The sequence below is a fragment of the Klebsiella sp. K4 genome, assembly GCF_014596785.2.
GTDB lineage: Bacteria > Pseudomonadota > Gammaproteobacteria > Enterobacterales > Enterobacteriaceae > Klebsiella > Klebsiella pneumoniae.
In genome coordinates, this window is sequence record NZ_CP115021.1 from 176,356 (window position 1) to 191,046 (window position 14,691).

Consider the following 14,691-nt stretch of genomic DNA (forward strand, 5'->3'; position numbering starts at 1 on the left):
ATGGATCTGTTGATAATTTTGACCTACGTGGCCATCGCCTGGTCGATATTTAAAATCTTCAAAATACCGGTAAATAAATGGACGGTACCTACCGCGGCGCTGGGGGGCGTATTTATTGTTAGCGCGCTTATTTTATTAATGAACTATAACCACCCTTACACCTTTCTGGCGCAAAAGGCGGTGATATCTATTCCTATTACGCCGCAGGTTACCGGAGTGGTTAACAGCGTCACCGACAAAGCGAATCAGCGCGTCAAAAAGGGTGAGGTGCTTTTTACTATTGACCCGGCGCGCTATCAGGCGCGGGTCGACCGTCTGCAGGCCGACCTGGTGACGGCGCTGCACAGTATTAACACCCTCAAAGCGCAGCTCTCTGAAGCCCAGGCCAACACCACCCGCGTGTCGGCGGAACGCGATCGCTTATACAAGGACTATCAGCGCTACCTGAAAGGGAGCCAGGCGCGGGTGAACCCGTTCTCGGAAAGCGACATCGATAACGCCAGGCAGAATTACCTTGCCCAGGACGCGCTGGTCAAGGCGTCGGTGGCGGAGCAGGCGCAGATCCAGAGCCAGCTGGACAGCATGATCAACGGCGAGCAGTCGCAAGTGGCCAGCCTGCGCGCCCAGCTGGCGGAGGCGAAATATAATCTCGATCAGACCACCGTGCGGGCGCCAAGCGATGGGTATATCACCCAGGTGCTGATCCGTCCGGGGACCTATGCCGCCTCGCTGCCGCTGCGTCCGGTGATGGTGTTTATCCCCGAGCAAAAACGGCTGATCGTCGCCCAGTTCAGGCAAAATTCGCTGTTAAGGCTGGAGAAGGGCGACGACGCGGAAGCGGTGTTTAATGCCCTGCCCGGACAGGTATTCCACGGCAAACTGGTGAGCATTTTACCGGTGGTGCCGGGGGGAACCTATCAGGCGCAGGGGGCGTTGCAGTCGCTGACCGTGACGCCGGGCAGCGATGGCGTGCTGGCGACCATTGAGCTCGATCCGAATGCCGAAATCGATGCACTACCCGATGGCATCTATGCGCAGGTGGCGGTCTACTCCGACCATTTCGCCCACGTTTCGGTGATGCGTAAAGTGCTGCTGCGCATGACCAGTTGGATGCACTACCTCTATCTCGACCATTAATGCGATCGGCGGCAGGTTGAGCGGGATGCTCACCTGCCTTTTACCTCGCCCTGAGCCATACTCATATCTTTGTTGGCGATAAGGAGCAGGCTATGAAACTGATCGGCAGCTACACCAGTCCCTTTGTGCGCAAAATATCGGTGATCCTGCTGGAAAAGCGCATCCCTTTTGAGTTTGTCAACGAATCCCCCTACAGCGAAAGCAACGGTGTGGCGCGCTATAACCCGCTGGGCAAGGTACCGGCGCTGGTGACGGACGACGGTGAGTGCTGGTTTGACTCCCCGGTCATCGCCCAGTATCTGGAGCTGCTGGGCGTGGCGCCGCCGATGATCCCCGCCGACCCCAGAGCCGCTCTCAGGATGCGCCAGCTAGAGGCGCTGGCGGATGGCGTGATGGAGGCCGCCCAGGCGCTGGTGCGTGAAAAGGCTCGCCCGGGCGCGCAACAGTCAGAGCAAGAACTGCTCCGCCAGCGGGAGAAAGTGGCTCGCGGTCTCGACAGGCTGGAAGCCTGCGCGGCAGACGGAACGCTGCGCGGCGACGAGGTTAATCTGGCGACCATTTCCACGGCCTGCGCCATTGCTTATCTGAACTTTCGCCGCGTAGCGCCGGGCTGGTGCGCCACCCGGCCGCAGCTGGTGAAGCTGGTGGATGCGTTGTTCCAGCGCGCCAGCTTTGCGCGCACTGAACCGCCGCGGACTTGACCCAGGCAGGTAACAGTTTGCGCAAGGAGGCGTTACAATCGCCGCTGATTGTTGACTCCCTCTCCCGTCGGGAGGGGGGAAAATAACTTACCGCCAGGCCCATTCATGACTACCGAAATTCGTGCGCTTTATACCCGGCTTCCGGCCATTGACCGCTTACTACGCGACCCCGCTTTTTCTCCCCTGCTGGCGCAGCACGGCCATTCGCAGGTGGTGGCGCAGCTGCGCCAGATGCTCGATGAGGCGCGGGAACAGATTAGCCAACGGCAGACGCTCCCTGACTGGAGCCATGACTGGCAGCACGCCTGTGAGCAGCGGCTCACCGCCGGCCGGCAGAGCGCCCTGCGTCCGGTGTTTAATCTCACCGGTACGGTATTGCATACCAATCTGGGGCGCGCCATTCAGGCGGAGTCGGCCGTGGAGGCGGTCGCCAGCGCGATGCGCGCGCCGGTGACGCTCGAATATGATCTCGACGACGCCGGGCGCGGCCATCGCGATCGCGCCATTGCCGATCTGCTGTGCCAGATCACCGGCGCGGAAGATGCCTGTATCGTGAACAACAACGCGGCGGCCGTTCTGCTGATGCTGGCGGCCACCGCCAGCGGTCGCGAAGTGGTGGTCTCTCGCGGCGAACTGGTGGAGATCGGCGGGGCATTTCGCATCCCCGACGTGATGCGCCAGGCGGGTTGCCAGCTGCAAGAAGTGGGTACCACCAACCGCACCCATGCCAAAGATTATCGCCAGGCGGTGAATGACAATACCGCGCTGCTGATGAAGGTCCACACCAGCAACTACAGTATTGAGGGCTTTACCAAAGCCGTCGACGAAGCGGAGCTGGCGGCCATTGGCCGCGAACTGGATGTTCCGGTGGTAGCCGACCTGGGCAGCGGGTCGCTGGTGGATCTCAGTCAGTATGGCCTGCCAAAGGAGCCGATGCCGCAGGAGATGATCGCCGCCGGGGTGAGCCTGGTCAGTTTCTCCGGCGACAAGCTGCTCGGTGGCCCGCAGGCCGGGATTATCGTCGGCAAACGCGCGCTGATTGCCCAGCTGCAAAGCCATCCGCTGAAGCGGGCCCTGCGCGCCGATAAAATGACCCTCGCGGCGCTGGAGGCTACGCTGCGCCTCTATCAGCACCCGGAGGCGCTGAGGGAGAAATTGCCGACGCTGCGCCTGCTCACCCGTCCGGCGGAGGAGATCCGCCGGCTGGCTGAACGCCTGCAGCCTGACCTGGCGGCACACTATCCTGATTTTGCCGTCAGCGTGGCAGCCTGCCAGTCGCAGATTGGCAGCGGCTCGTTACCCGTCGACCGCCTGCCCAGCGCGGCGTTGACCTTTACCCCGCATGACGGCCGCGGTAGCCGGCTGGAGGCGCTGGCGGCCCGCTGGCGCGCGCTGCCGTGTCCGGTGATTGGCCGCATTTATGACGGTCGGCTCTGGCTGGACCTGCGCTGTCTGGAAAATGAAACCCGCTTTATGGAGATGTTGTTACGATGATTATTGCCACCGCTGGACATGTTGACCACGGCAAAACGACGCTGCTGCAGGCGATAACCGGCGTGAATGCCGATCGTCTGCCGGAAGAGAAAGCGCGGGGAATGACGATCGATCTCGGCTATGCCTACTGGCCGCAGCCGGACGGGCGGGTGCTGGGATTTATTGACGTTCCCGGGCACGAAAAGTTTTTGTCCAACATGCTGGCGGGGGTGGGCGGTATTGACCATGCGCTGCTGGTGGTAGCCTGCGATGACGGGGTGATGGCGCAAACCCGCGAACACCTGGCGATCCTGCAGCTGACCGGAAAGCCGACGCTGACCGTGGCGCTGACCAAAACGGACCGCGTGGCGGCCGCCAGGGTGGCGGAGGTTCAGGCAGAGGTCGAGCAGACCCTGGGCGAGCTGGGCTTTGGCGCCGTCGCTTTCTTTCCCACCGCGGCGGCGGAAAACATCGGTATTGCGGAACTGCGCAGCCATCTGCGGCAGCTTGCGGAGCGCCCCCGCCCGCAGCAGCAGCGGTTTCGCCTGGCGCTGGATCGCGCTTTTACCGTCAAAGGCGCGGGGCTGGTGGTCACCGGGACGGCGCTCTCCGGCGAAGTACGGGTCGGGGATACCCTGTGGCTTACCGGCGTCAACACGCCGATGCGCGTTCGCGGCCTGCATGCCCAGAATCAAGCGGTTGAGCAGGCGCACGCCGGGCAGCGCATTGCGCTGAATATTGTCGGCGATGCGCAAAAAGAGGCAGTGCACCGCGGCGACTGGCTGCTCTCCTCACCACCGCCGGAGCCAGCAGAACGGGTGATTGTCGAGCTGCAGTGCCATACGCCGCTCAGCCAGTGGCAGCCGCTGCATATTCACCATGCTGCCAGCCACATTACCGCCCGGGTGTCGCTTCTTGAGGGCAACCTGGCGGAGCTGGTGCTGGATACTCCGCTGTGGCTGGCGGATAACGACCGGCTGGTGCTCCGCGATATCTCTGCTCGCTTGACGCTGGCGGGCGCACGGGTGGTGACGCTGGATCCTCCGCGTCGCGGCAAACGTAAACCGGAATATCTGCAGTGGCTGCACGCCCTGGCAGCGGTCGGCGCTGACGATGCGCAGGCGCTGGAGCTGCATCTGCAGCGGGATGCCGTCCGGCTTGAGCACTTCGCCTGGGCGCGGCAGCTCAGCGAAGCCGGAATGGCGGCCCTGATCCAGCGACCGGACTATCTGCAGGCCGGACAGCGCCTGCTTAGCGCGCCGCTTGCCGCCCGCTGGCAGCGAAAATTGCTGGATGCCCTTGCGCGTTACCATGAGCAGCATCGAGACGAGCCGGGCCCTGGCCGGGAGCGCCTGCGCCGCATCGCGCTGCCGATGGAAGATGAAGCGCTGGTGCTGCTGCTGATTGAGCAGATGCGCGAGAGCGGCTTAGTCCACAGTCATCACGGCTGGCTGCATTTGCCGGAGCATAAAGCCGGGTTTACCGACGAGCAGCAGGCGGTCTGGCATAAGGTGGAGACTCTGTTCGGCGACGATCCGTGGTGGGTGCGCGATCTTGCGCGCGAAGTCCATGTTGAAGAGTCCCTGATGCGCGCGGTGCTGCGCCAGGCGGCGCAGCAGGGGATGATTACCGCGATCGTCAAGGATCGTTACTACCGCAACGATCGCATTGTGCAGTTCGCCCAGCGGGTGCGCGAGCTGGATCGGCTGCGCGGTTCAACCTGCGCGGCGGATTTCCGCGATACCTTAAACGTAGGGCGGAAGCTGGCGATCCAGATCCTGGAGTATTTCGATCGGATTGGCTTCACCCGCCGTCGCGGCAACGATCATATCCTGCGCGATAAGGCATTGTTCCGGTAATCATTAACGTCGGCTCCCCGGCGGACTTCGTGCCGGGGAGCTGGCGAAAAGAACTTGTTAAAACCACTACGTGAGACCGCCGAAGCAATTTCGCGTGAGCTGGGTTTCACGGTGCGTGAAGCGTCAGGCAAATGACCACATCCTGCCGGCCATCTGACAAAAAACAGCGCTGATTCCATTCAGGATCAAAGCGCGGGCAGGGGATATTCTGGCACCCTGCGGTTTTATCCCCAGGGAGCAGAGGATGAACCAGTTTCTTATTGCCAATGCCCAGCGGTGCATCGGCTGTCGTACCTGCGAAGTGGCCTGCGCGGTGGCGCACCAGCAGGCGCAGGATGTCGCCGCCCTGTCGACGAACCATTTCGCGCCGCGTATCCGGGTGGTGAAAAGCGGTGACATATCGACGGCGATGGCCTGTCGGCAGTGCGAGGATGCGCCCTGCGCCAGCGTTTGCCCACAGGGGGCGATTCAGCGCGACAATGACGTCTGGTGGGTCGACCAGCGGCGCTGCATCGGCTGCAAAAGCTGCATGGTGGCCTGCCCGTACGGCGCGATGACCGTTACGGTAATGAACCAGCAGGCGCAGGCGTTGAAATGCGATCTATGCCATCACCGCGCCGAAGGACCGGCCTGCGTGGCCGCCTGCCCGACGCAGGCGCTGCGGGTGATGGTTCCCGCGGAGCTGGAAGCGCTATGCGCGCAAAAACGCCAGCGGCTGGCGCTGGCGTGAATGGGGTCGCTGACGAACGTTACCCGCCCGCGGCGTCCGAGATTATGCTTCCTGTTCGCGCCAGGCAAATTCAACCTCTTCGGCGAGGATTTTCACTCCGGCTTCGATTTTTTGCGGGTCCGGTACATAGTTCATGCGCATACACTGGTGGGTGTGCGGCCACGGTTTATCCAGACCAGGGAAGAAGTAATCCCCCGGCACCATCAGCACGCCGCGCTTTTTCAGCCGCTGATACAGCAGCTCGGTGGAGATCGGCAGATCCTTAAACCACAGCCAGAGGAAGATTGCCCCCTCCGGTTTGTGAATAAGGCAGCGCTCCTCCGGCAGATAGCGGCGAATAATGGCGATGGTTTCCTGCACCCGCTGGTAATAGAAGGGCTTGATCACCGTCTCTGACAGGCGCAGCAGATCCTGTCGTTTAATCATTTCGCACATCATTGCCGGCCCGATGCCGCCAGGGGCGAGGCTGATAATGCCGTTCATGTTGCTGATGGCGGTGATGATTTTTTCGTTGGCGATGATAATCCCGCAGCGGCTGCCCGGCAGGCCCAGCTTGGACAGGCTCATACACAGCACGATGTTCGGATTCCACAGCGGTCGGGCGTCGCTAAAGATAATGCCCGGGAACGGTACACCGTAGGCGTTATCAATCACCAGCGGGACCCCGTGCTGATTCGCCAGCGCATCCAGTTTGATCAGCTCTTCATCAGTGATGACGTTGCCGGTCGGGTTGGTGGGGCGCGAGACGCAGATCATCCCGGTCTCTTCCGTCACCTGCAGATGCTCAAAATCAACATGGTACTTAAACTGGCCTTCCGGCAGTAGTTCGATGTTCGGCCGGGTGGCAACGAACAGATCCTCTTCCAGACCGGCATCGGCGTAGCCGATATATTCCGGCGTCAGTGGGAACAGTACCTTACGGGTGGTGCCATCTGCCCGACGGCCTGCAAACAGATTAAATAAGTAGAAAAATGCGCTCTGACTGCCGTTTGTTAGCGCAATATTCTGTGGTTCGATCTCCCAGCCCAGCTCGTCGCGCAGCATATTCGCCAGCAGAGCCAGCAGCTCGCTTTTGCCCTGTGGACCATCATAATTACAAAGCGCATCAAGGGCTTTGCCATTATCCAGCATGTCGGCCAGCAGCTGCTGGAAGTAGTCATTCATTTCCGGGATCTGAGCGGGGTTGCCGCCGCCCAGCATAATAGCGCCCGGCGTGCGCAGACCGTCATTAAGGTCTTCCATCAAGCGGGTGATGCCTGAATGACGGGTGAATTTGTCGCCGAAAAGGGAAAATGTCATCGCGAATAGTCTATCGGTGGTTCTGGAAAGTGGCTAACCATAACGCCAGCGCTGGCGTGGTGCAAATCGGCGGGAGGAGGCGGCTTTTTATCTTTATCCTGTAAATTGCTATTTTGTTAGCGTTTTGTTCTGAATGGCTCCCCGCCAGGGCGGAGAGCCACCTGTGGATTACTGCTGCTGTCCGGCCCAGATGACCATCACTTTGTCTTCACCGCTCTCACGCACGAACCCGTAACCACGCGACATCGACAGCGTTGTCTGTTTGCCCATGCCGATTGCCGGATGGCGAGCGCGGAACTGGCCGATCTTCTGCCAGTGGGTAACGCTGCGGGCCGCCTTGCCGTTGACATCCTGCCAGTTCATCTCCGAGCGGGTACCCTGCAGCGGGTCCGAGCCGGTGGGGCCGAACGGGCGCGATGATTCGTCGCCATAGAAAATCTGCACGGCGCCAGGGGCCAGCAGCAGTAGCTCCGCCGCGGTGGTGCCGCCTTCGCGGAACAGCCGCGTATCGTGCGAGGAGAGGTAGCTCAGGACGTTAAAGCTCTGCAGCTTGTCCGCCATTTGCTGCCAGGTGAGGTCAATATTGGCCATACAGGTCGCCGCTTTCGCCGCCTGGTCCTGGTAGTCGAAATTGATCATCGCATCAAAACCGTGGCGATAATAATCGCTCTGCATCACTCCATGTCCCCAGGCTTCGCCGGTCATCCAGAACGGCGCCGCATCCAGCGCTTTATCCGGATTGGCTTTCTTCCACTCCGCCAGCGCGGCGGTGGCCTGGGTTTTTAACTGCTGCCAGGCGTCCATCTCCACATGTTTGGCGGTATCGACGCGGAAGCCATCGATGCCGTAGTCACGTACCCACTGGCTCAGCCAGTGTGTCAGATAGTCGCGCGGCGTATAGCCCGGGATCGCTTTCGCTGCGGTGTCTGGTTTATGGCTATAGAAGTTCGGCAGGCCTGAGATCTCCTTCGATTCGGTTTTCAGGTCCGGCAGGAAGGCCAGCGACATGGTGAGATCGTCATAGCCCGGATTGTCGTAATCGCCGATATCGGTGCGGATCCACTTCTTACCCCACCATTTCTCCCACCCGGCTTTGTCGCTGAAGTTGATATAGTCGTTAAAGCTGTGCCAGGTCTGTCCCGCGCCCGGCTTCCAGTCCGTCCAGCGCTCGCCGAGAGTTTTTTTCAGCTCATCTCCTTGCAGATACAGGGAGCCGAACTGGAACTCCTGCATATCGGCCAGGGTGGCGTAGCCGGCATGGTTCATCACCACGTCGAACAGAATACGTATTCCGCGCTTATGCGCTTCATCCACCAGTCGGCGGAGATCCGCTTCGGTCCCCATGTTGGCGTCCAGTTTCGACCAGTCCTGGGTGTAATAGCCGTGGTAGGCGTAGTGAGGGAAATCGCCCTTCGTGCCGCCGCCGACCCAGCCGTGGATCTGCTCGAGCGGGGAACTGATCCACAGGGCGTTAACTCCCATCTGCTGCAGATAATCCAGCTTGCTGGTTAATCCCTGCAGGTCGCCGCCGTGGAAGGTGCCGATCTCCTGCATGCCGTCTTTATGGCGACCATAGCTGTTGTCGTTGGCCGGGTTACCGTTTACGAAGCGATCGGTCAGGACGAAGTAGACGGTGGCATTGTGCCAGTCAAACGGCGCCGGGGCGGCGGTCTCGGCACGCTCGAGTAGCAGCAGGCCATTGCTGCCGAAGGCGGGCTGCAGGGTGATTTTGCCGCCGCTGACGGTCGCGACATTGCCGCTGTAGAAATCGCGGACCTTGCTGCCCTCGGCGAAGGTTTTGCTGACGTCGATGGTCAGCGGTTTTCCGTCCCACTTCGGACACTGGCGGATCTGCGGCGCCGCGGCGCTGGTCTCTTTTTCCTCCAGCGAAATCATCATCGTTGGCGTGCCGGAACGGGTATCCACCTCCAGAGTATACAGACCCTGGCGGAAGATGCGCCATTGCGGCGGTGTGCCGCGACAGGGCTCCATGGACAGCATCTGGTTGAGCTTAATGCCGCCGGAAGGCTGCCAGCACTGCTGGTCAAAATTTAGCTGCAGGGGACGTGTACCCTTCTCAACCACTTTCTGGCTGATGAATCGGCCGGTCCCTTCTTCGGTAAAAGCAGGAAAGTCGGTGGTAGTCCAGGCGGCAAAGGCCATCCCAGGCACGAATAACGTGGCAAGCGCAGCGAGTTTCATTGCGAGATCCTGTGAGCGGTTTTTATCTAGTGTGCCTTGTCGCCGCGCGGGTGAACTCCTCCTGACGCGCGTTTTACCAGGAGGATGAAAAGGGGTGAGTGACACCGCTCAAAAAATAGGCTAAAAATGAGACGAAGCTAGCATTTTCGCGCTGGCGATGCGCCGCAGAAACCGATTTCAGATGACAGCAATTCGGAATTGGACTATTTCTGTTGATGCCCTCAGTGCGTATTTTTGATACTATTAGCGATTCAGCAATCGTTTTTTTGTGAAAAACAAGGTGTTGGAATGCATATATCCGACCAGGAGACCTGATGATATCGAATCCCATACGACGATATGGGGCCGCCATACTTATGTTACTAACCTGCATCTTTTCAGGTAGTGTGTTGGCGACAACGCACACAGCGACAAAGAGTCATAAAGCCCCAACGGTAAAGAAGATAAGTAGTACTAAGGTAAGCAGTAAACAAGAGTATTCTCGCAATAGTGTAAAGAGCAGTTCACTTCCTGACTTGCGAAAATACCCTTCCGGAACACCAAGGAAAAAAGCGTTTCTCCGGACGGTCATGCCTTATATTACCAAGCAGAATCAGGCGATTACTGCGGATCGTAACTGGCTTATTTCCAAGCAGTACGATGCTCGCTGGTCGCCGACTGAGAAGGCGCGCCTGAAGGATATCGCTTCCCGCTATAAGGTGAAGTGGTCAGGCAATACGCGTCATGTGCCCTGGAACGCGCTGCTTGAGCGTGTCGACATTATTCCGAACAGCATGGTGGCGACCATGGCGGCGGCGGAAAGTGGCTGGGGTACCTCCAGGCTGGCGCGCGAGAATAACAACCTGTTCGGCATGAAGTGCGGCGCCGGTCGCTGCCGCGGCGCGATGAAAGGTTACTCGCAGTTTGAGTCGGTAGAGCAGTCGGTGCAGGCTTATGTCACCAACCTGAACACCCACCCGGCCTATTCTTCTTTCCGCAAGTCGCGCCTGCAGCTGCGCAAGGCGGATCAGGAAGTAACTGCCAGCACCATGATTCATAAGCTGAAGGGATATTCGACCAAAGGGTCGAGCTACAACAACTATCTCTTCGCGATGTATCAGGACAATCAGCGGCTCATCGCCGCCCATCTGTAATCCGGATGCCCGGCCTTGTCGCCGGGCATTTTTTTACCCTACAGCATCACCTCGCTGTGCCGATCGCGGTACTCCTTCGGCGTCACGTCGTACTCCTTCTTAAACACCGAATAGAAATATTGCAGCGACGGATAGCCGCACATCTGCGAAATCTCATTGATCGACAGACTAGTGGACACCAGCAGGCTGCGCGCCTTTTCCAGTTTTTCGCTGTGGATCACCGTGTGGATGGTCTCCCCGACCTCCTCTTTGAAGCGTTTTTCCAGATTAGAGCGAGAGATGCCCACGGCGTCGAGCACCTGTTCCACCTTGATGCCTTTGCAGGCATTGTTGCGAATGTAATGCATCGCCTGTATCACGGAGGGATCGTTTAACGACCGGTAGTCGGTGGAGCGTCGCTCAACGACGCGCATCGGCGGGATCAGCTGGCGTTGCAGCGGGAGGGCCTCGTTATTCAACAGCCGGTGGAGTAATTTTGCCGCCTGATAACCCATCTGGCGGGTGCCCTGGGCGACAGAGGAGAGGGCGACGCGAGAGAGATAGCGGGTTAGCTCCTCGTTATCGATGCCGATAACGCACAGTTTCTCTGGCACCGGGATATGCAGCAGCTCGCAGGCCTGCAGGACGTGGCGGGCGCGGGCGTCGGTGACGGCGATGATGCCGGTTTGCGGCGGCAGGGTTTGCAGCCAGTCGGCGAGCCGGTTTTGCGCGTGCTGCCAGTTCTCCGGCGCTGTCTCCAGCCCCTGGTAGACCACGCCGCGATACTTCTCCTTCGCGACCAGCTGGCAGAAGGCATACTCGCGCTCTACCGCCCAGCGTTTACCGCTGGAGGTGGGGAGTCCGTAAAACGCGAAGCGGTGCACCCCTTTTTCCTTCAAATGGAGAAAAGCGCTTTCCACCAGCGCGGCGTTGTCGGTGGCGATATAGTGGACCGGCGGGTACTGCTCTGGCTGATGATAAGATCCGCCGACGCCGACGATGGGCACGTGGACATCGGCCAGCAGCTTTTCGATTTCGGGATCGTCATAGTCGGCGATAACGCCATCGCCCAACCACTCTTTGATGTTTTCGATGCGTGCCCGAAAGTCCTCTTCAATAAAGATATCCCACTCCAACTGGGAGGCCTGCAGATACTCGCCGACACCTTCAACTACCTGGCGGTCATAAGCTTTGTTGGCGTTAAATAACAGCGTAATACGGTGACGCTTTTCAAACATAGATAATGTTCCTGCTCTAACCCCGGTCATACCCCTTCATTCAAGATGTTGCCGATGGCCTGACTTACCACTCATCCCGGCCACGTACGCCGGTACGCGGCCGGGGGCGCCGTCTGCAACCCGAATGATGTTGGGTATACACTACCGGCTAATGCCCGAGATATTTCAAGCGCCTTATGGCGAAGTTTGGCGGTAGCGCAAAGAATTCAGACATTCTTCAGAGAGTCTCTGCTTATGCGCGCCGCTTGGTGGCAGAGTCCATCCACACCGCCAGCAGCAAAATGGCGCCTTTAACGATATATTGCCAGAAGGTGGCGACGTCCATCATGCTCATGCCGTTATCCAGGGCCGACATAATAAACGCCCCCATTACCGCCCCGGCGACGCTGCCGATGCCGCCCGCCAGGCTGGTGCCGCCGATGACGCAGGCGGCGATGGCGTCCAGTTCGGCGATATTGCCCGCCGAAGGCGACCCCGCGCCGAGCCGTGAGCTGAGGATTAGCCCGGCAATGGCGACCATCAGGCCGTTAATGGCAAACACCGCCAGCTTGGTACGCTCGACGTTAATCCCGGACAGACGGGCCGCCTCCAGGTTGCCGCCGATGGCGTAGATGCGGCGACCAAAGGCGGTGCGGGTGGCCATAAACAGGCCCGCCAGCAGCAGGGCGGCGAGGATCAGCACCGGGGTCGGTACGCCGCGATAGTCATTGAGCAGCCAGATTGCGCCCAGCACAATCACCGCGGTAATGGCCTGGCGGCCGACGGCGGCGGTGGAGGACGAGGTCGCCAGACCTAACGCCTGCCGGCGCATCCGCCCGCGCCACTGCCAGACGATAAACACCGCCATGCCGACAACGCCGATGCCGAAGCCGATGCCGTCTGGCAGGTAGCTTTGGCCGATCTGCGACATCGCCGGACTGGTGGGCGAGACGGTGGTCCCGTTGGTGATGCCGATCAGAATGCCGCGAAACGCCAGCATCCCGGCAAGGGTGACGATAAACGAGGGCACCTTGCGATAGGCTACCCACCATCCGTTCCACGCGCCGAGCAGCAGGCCCATCACCAGCGTCACCAGAATGGTGAGCGGCAGCGGCCAGCCGAGCCAGACGTCAAAGATCGCCGCAGCGCCGCCCAGCAGCCCCATCATCGAGCCAACGGACAAGTCGATTTCTGCCGAAATAATCACAAACACCATGCCGACGGCGAGGATGCCGGTGATGGCCGTCTGCCGCAGCAGGTTGGAGATATTGCGTGCGCTCAGGTAGGCGCCATCGGTAACCCAGGTGAAAAACAGCATAATGACGACGATGGCGGCGATCATCACGAAGACCTGGAGATTCAGCCCTTTTAGCGCCGGCAGGGCCGCGGGGGCGGTTGGGGTGAGTTTGATTTCAGACGACGTGTTCTTCGACATGGCGTTCGCTCCTCAGCGCGGCTTCCATCACCTGTTCCTGGGTCAGATGTTGATTAACCAAATTGGCTTTTAGTCTGCCTTCGTGCATGACCAGCACCCGATCGCTGAGACCGAGCACCTCGGGCAGTTCGGATGAAATGACAATGACCGCGATGCCCTGCTGCACCAGCTGGTTAATCAGTTTATAAATTTCATACTTCGCCCCGATATCGATGCCACGGGTGGGTTCGTCGAGGATCAGAATGCGCGGATTGAGCAGCAGACAGCGCGCCAGAATCGCCTTTTGCTGGTTGCCGCCGCTCAGACGGCCAATCGCCAGCTCCGGTGAGGAGGTTTTAATTTTCAAACGCTGAATGGACTGCTGGATGCAGTGCTGCTCGGCGGCGTCGTCCAGGCTGCTCATTGCGCCGGTGAACTGGTTGAGCGCCGCGAGGGTAATGTTTTTGCCCACCGCCATCACCGGCACGATGCCGTCTTTTTTGCGGTCTTCCGGCACCATGGCGATGCCGTGGGCAATGGCCTGCTGGCAGTTAGAGATGCTCACCGGCTGGCCATCAATAAAGATCTCCCCTTGCCAGCGCCCCGGCCAGACGCCGAACAGGCACTGTACCGCCTCGGTACGTCCGGCGCCGACCAGCCCGGCGATGCCGAGGATTTCTCCGCGACGCAGGGAAAATGAGACGTCATTGACCCGTTTAATATGGCGGTTTACCGGGTGCCAGGCGGTTAAATGTTCAACCCGCAGGATCTCCTCGCCGTGGGCGTGCGGCTCGCTGGGATAGAGCGCGGTGAGCTCGCGGCCGACCATCATGGTGATGATATCGTCTTCGCTCATGCCGCTGGCATCGCGGGTGCCGATGTGCTGGCCGTCGCGGATCACGCAGATCGTATCGGAGATCGCTTTGACCTCATTGAGCTTATGCGAGATATAGATGCAGGCGATATCGTGGTTTTGCAGATCGCGAACGATCGCCAACAGCGTCGCGGTTTCTTGTTCGGTCAAGGAGGCGGTCGGTTCGTCGAGGATCAGCAGGCGAACCTGTTTATTCAGCGCCTTGGCGATCTCCACCAACTGCTGCTGACCAAGGCCGAGGTCGCCGACGCGGGTATCGGGCGAAATGGGCAGATTGACCTGCGCCAACAGCTTCTGACAGCGCAGCGTCATGGTTTCATAATCCAGCAGACCATGGCGGGAGATCTCGGCGCCGAGGAAAATATTCTCCAGCACGGTGAGATGTTTCACCAGCGCCAGCTCCTGATGAATAATGGCGATGCCTTTGCGTTCGGTATCGCGAATATGGTTTGCCTGCAGCGTTTCGCCGGCAAAAATAATCTCGCCCTCATAGCTTCCGTGCGGATAGATACCGCACAGCACCTTCATCAGCGTCGATTTCCCCGACCCATTTTCACCGCATAACGAGACCACCTCGCCTGCGTTCAGGCGCAGGCTGACGTTATCCACGGCTTTAACAGCGCCGAAGGTTTTGGTGATGTTCTTCATTTCGAGTAGCCAGGTCATAAAGACT

General features: G+C 59.7%; 11 protein-coding genes and 1 pseudogene. 7 read left to right on the forward strand and 5 right to left on the reverse strand.

What is annotated here, in order from left to right:
• The 6 genes and pseudogenes from IB144_RS00885 (at nt 1) to IB144_RS00910 (ending at nt 5,900) form a co-directional block, all read left to right on the forward strand.
• Entirely contained in the window at nt 1-1,137 is a 1,137-nt protein-coding gene (locus tag IB144_RS00885; RefSeq protein WP_002922393.1) for an HlyD family secretion protein, read from the forward strand.
• Nucleotides 1,138-1,229: 92 nt separating this feature from the next.
• Nucleotides 1,230-1,838 (forward strand): glutathione S-transferase, encoded by a 609-nt coding sequence (locus tag IB144_RS00890; RefSeq protein ID WP_004145238.1) that lies wholly within the window; start codon nt 1,230-1,232, stop codon nt 1,836-1,838.
• Nucleotides 1,839-1,943: 105 nt separating this feature from the next.
• Nucleotides 1,944-3,332, forward strand: a complete 1,389-nt coding sequence (gene selA, locus IB144_RS00895; RefSeq protein WP_065888716.1) for an L-seryl-tRNA(Sec) selenium transferase — start codon at nt 1,944-1,946, stop codon at nt 3,330-3,332.
• Nucleotides 3,329-5,170 (forward strand): selenocysteine-specific translation elongation factor, encoded by a 1,842-nt coding sequence (selB, locus tag IB144_RS00900; protein ID WP_065888715.1) that lies wholly within the window; start codon nt 3,329-3,331, stop codon nt 5,168-5,170. The genes selA and selB overlap by 4 nt, the downstream gene beginning before the upstream one ends.
• Nucleotides 5,171-5,212: 42 nt before the next feature.
• Nucleotides 5,213-5,305 (forward strand): annotated as a pseudogene (locus IB144_RS00905) (IclR family transcriptional regulator); the annotation flags it as partial.
• 109 nt (nt 5,306-5,414) lie between these two features.
• A complete protein-coding gene (locus tag IB144_RS00910; protein WP_002922360.1) occupies nt 5,415-5,900 on the forward strand; it encodes a 4Fe-4S dicluster domain-containing protein in 486 nt (161 codons plus the stop codon).
• Between the two features lie 42 nt (nt 5,901-5,942).
• Here IB144_RS00910 and avtA read toward each other — a convergent pair whose 3' ends face one another.
• Complete coding sequence (avtA, locus tag IB144_RS00915) at nt 5,943-7,199, reverse strand: valine--pyruvate transaminase (protein WP_002922359.1); 1,257 nt, start codon at nt 7,197-7,199, stop codon at nt 5,943-5,945.
• A 168-nt stretch (nt 7,200-7,367) separates the two neighbouring features.
• Nucleotides 7,368-9,401, reverse strand: coding sequence for an alpha-amylase (locus tag IB144_RS00920; RefSeq protein WP_009484611.1), 2,034 nt, complete (start codon nt 9,399-9,401; stop codon nt 7,368-7,370).
• A gap of 314 nt (nt 9,402-9,715) precedes the next feature.
• On the opposite strand from IB144_RS00920, the gene IB144_RS00925 reads away from it, so the two are divergent.
• Nucleotides 9,716-10,534, forward strand: a complete 819-nt coding sequence (locus IB144_RS00925) for a protein bax (RefSeq protein WP_004188166.1) — start codon at nt 9,716-9,718, stop codon at nt 10,532-10,534.
• A 38-nt stretch (nt 10,535-10,572) separates the two neighbouring features.
• On the opposite strand, the gene xylR is transcribed toward IB144_RS00925, so the two are convergent.
• From xylR to IB144_RS00940, 3 genes are all read right to left on the reverse strand, one after another.
• Entirely contained in the window at nt 10,573-11,751 is a 1,179-nt protein-coding gene (gene xylR, locus IB144_RS00930; RefSeq protein WP_004145231.1) for a D-xylose utilization transcriptional activator XylR, read from the reverse strand.
• Between the two features lie 232 nt (nt 11,752-11,983).
• Entirely contained in the window at nt 11,984-13,165 is a 1,182-nt protein-coding gene (xylH, locus tag IB144_RS00935) for a xylose ABC transporter permease XylH (protein ID WP_002922349.1), read from the reverse strand.
• Nucleotides 13,143-14,684, reverse strand: coding sequence for a xylose ABC transporter ATP-binding protein (locus IB144_RS00940; RefSeq protein WP_002922346.1), 1,542 nt, complete (start codon nt 14,682-14,684; stop codon nt 13,143-13,145). The genes xylH and IB144_RS00940 overlap by 23 nt, the downstream gene beginning before the upstream one ends.
• Nucleotides 14,685-14,691: the final 7 nt, after the last annotated feature.

What these genes read in the sequence shown, in the direction of transcription:
- IB144_RS00910 (WP_002922360.1), top strand. Translation starts at nt 5,415, where the DNA reads ATGAACCAGTTTCTTATTGCCAATGCCCAGCGGTGCATCGGCTGTCGT.
- IB144_RS00885 (WP_002922393.1), top strand. Translation starts at nt 1, where the DNA reads ATGGATCTGTTGATAATTTTGACCTACGTGGCCATCGCCTGGTCGATA.
- selA (WP_065888716.1), top strand. Translation starts at nt 1,944, where the DNA reads ATGACTACCGAAATTCGTGCGCTTTATACCCGGCTTCCGGCCATTGAC.
- IB144_RS00890 (WP_004145238.1), top strand. Translation starts at nt 1,230, where the DNA reads ATGAAACTGATCGGCAGCTACACCAGTCCCTTTGTGCGCAAAATATCG.
- IB144_RS00925 (WP_004188166.1), top strand. Translation starts at nt 9,716, where the DNA reads ATGATATCGAATCCCATACGACGATATGGGGCCGCCATACTTATGTTA.
- xylH (WP_002922349.1), bottom strand. Translation starts at nt 13,165, where the DNA reads ATGTCGAAGAACACGTCGTCTGAAATCAAACTCACCCCAACCGCCCCC.
- IB144_RS00940 (WP_002922346.1), bottom strand. Translation starts at nt 14,684, where the DNA reads ATGACCTGGCTACTCGAAATGAAGAACATCACCAAAACCTTCGGCGCT.
- IB144_RS00920 (WP_009484611.1), bottom strand. Translation starts at nt 9,401, where the DNA reads ATGAAACTCGCTGCGCTTGCCACGTTATTCGTGCCTGGGATGGCCTTT.
- avtA (WP_002922359.1), bottom strand. Translation starts at nt 7,199, where the DNA reads ATGACATTTTCCCTTTTCGGCGACAAATTCACCCGTCATTCAGGCATC.
- xylR (WP_004145231.1), bottom strand. Translation starts at nt 11,751, where the DNA reads ATGTTTGAAAAGCGTCACCGTATTACGCTGTTATTTAACGCCAACAAA.
- selB (WP_065888715.1), top strand. Translation starts at nt 3,329, where the DNA reads ATGATTATTGCCACCGCTGGACATGTTGACCACGGCAAAACGACGCTG.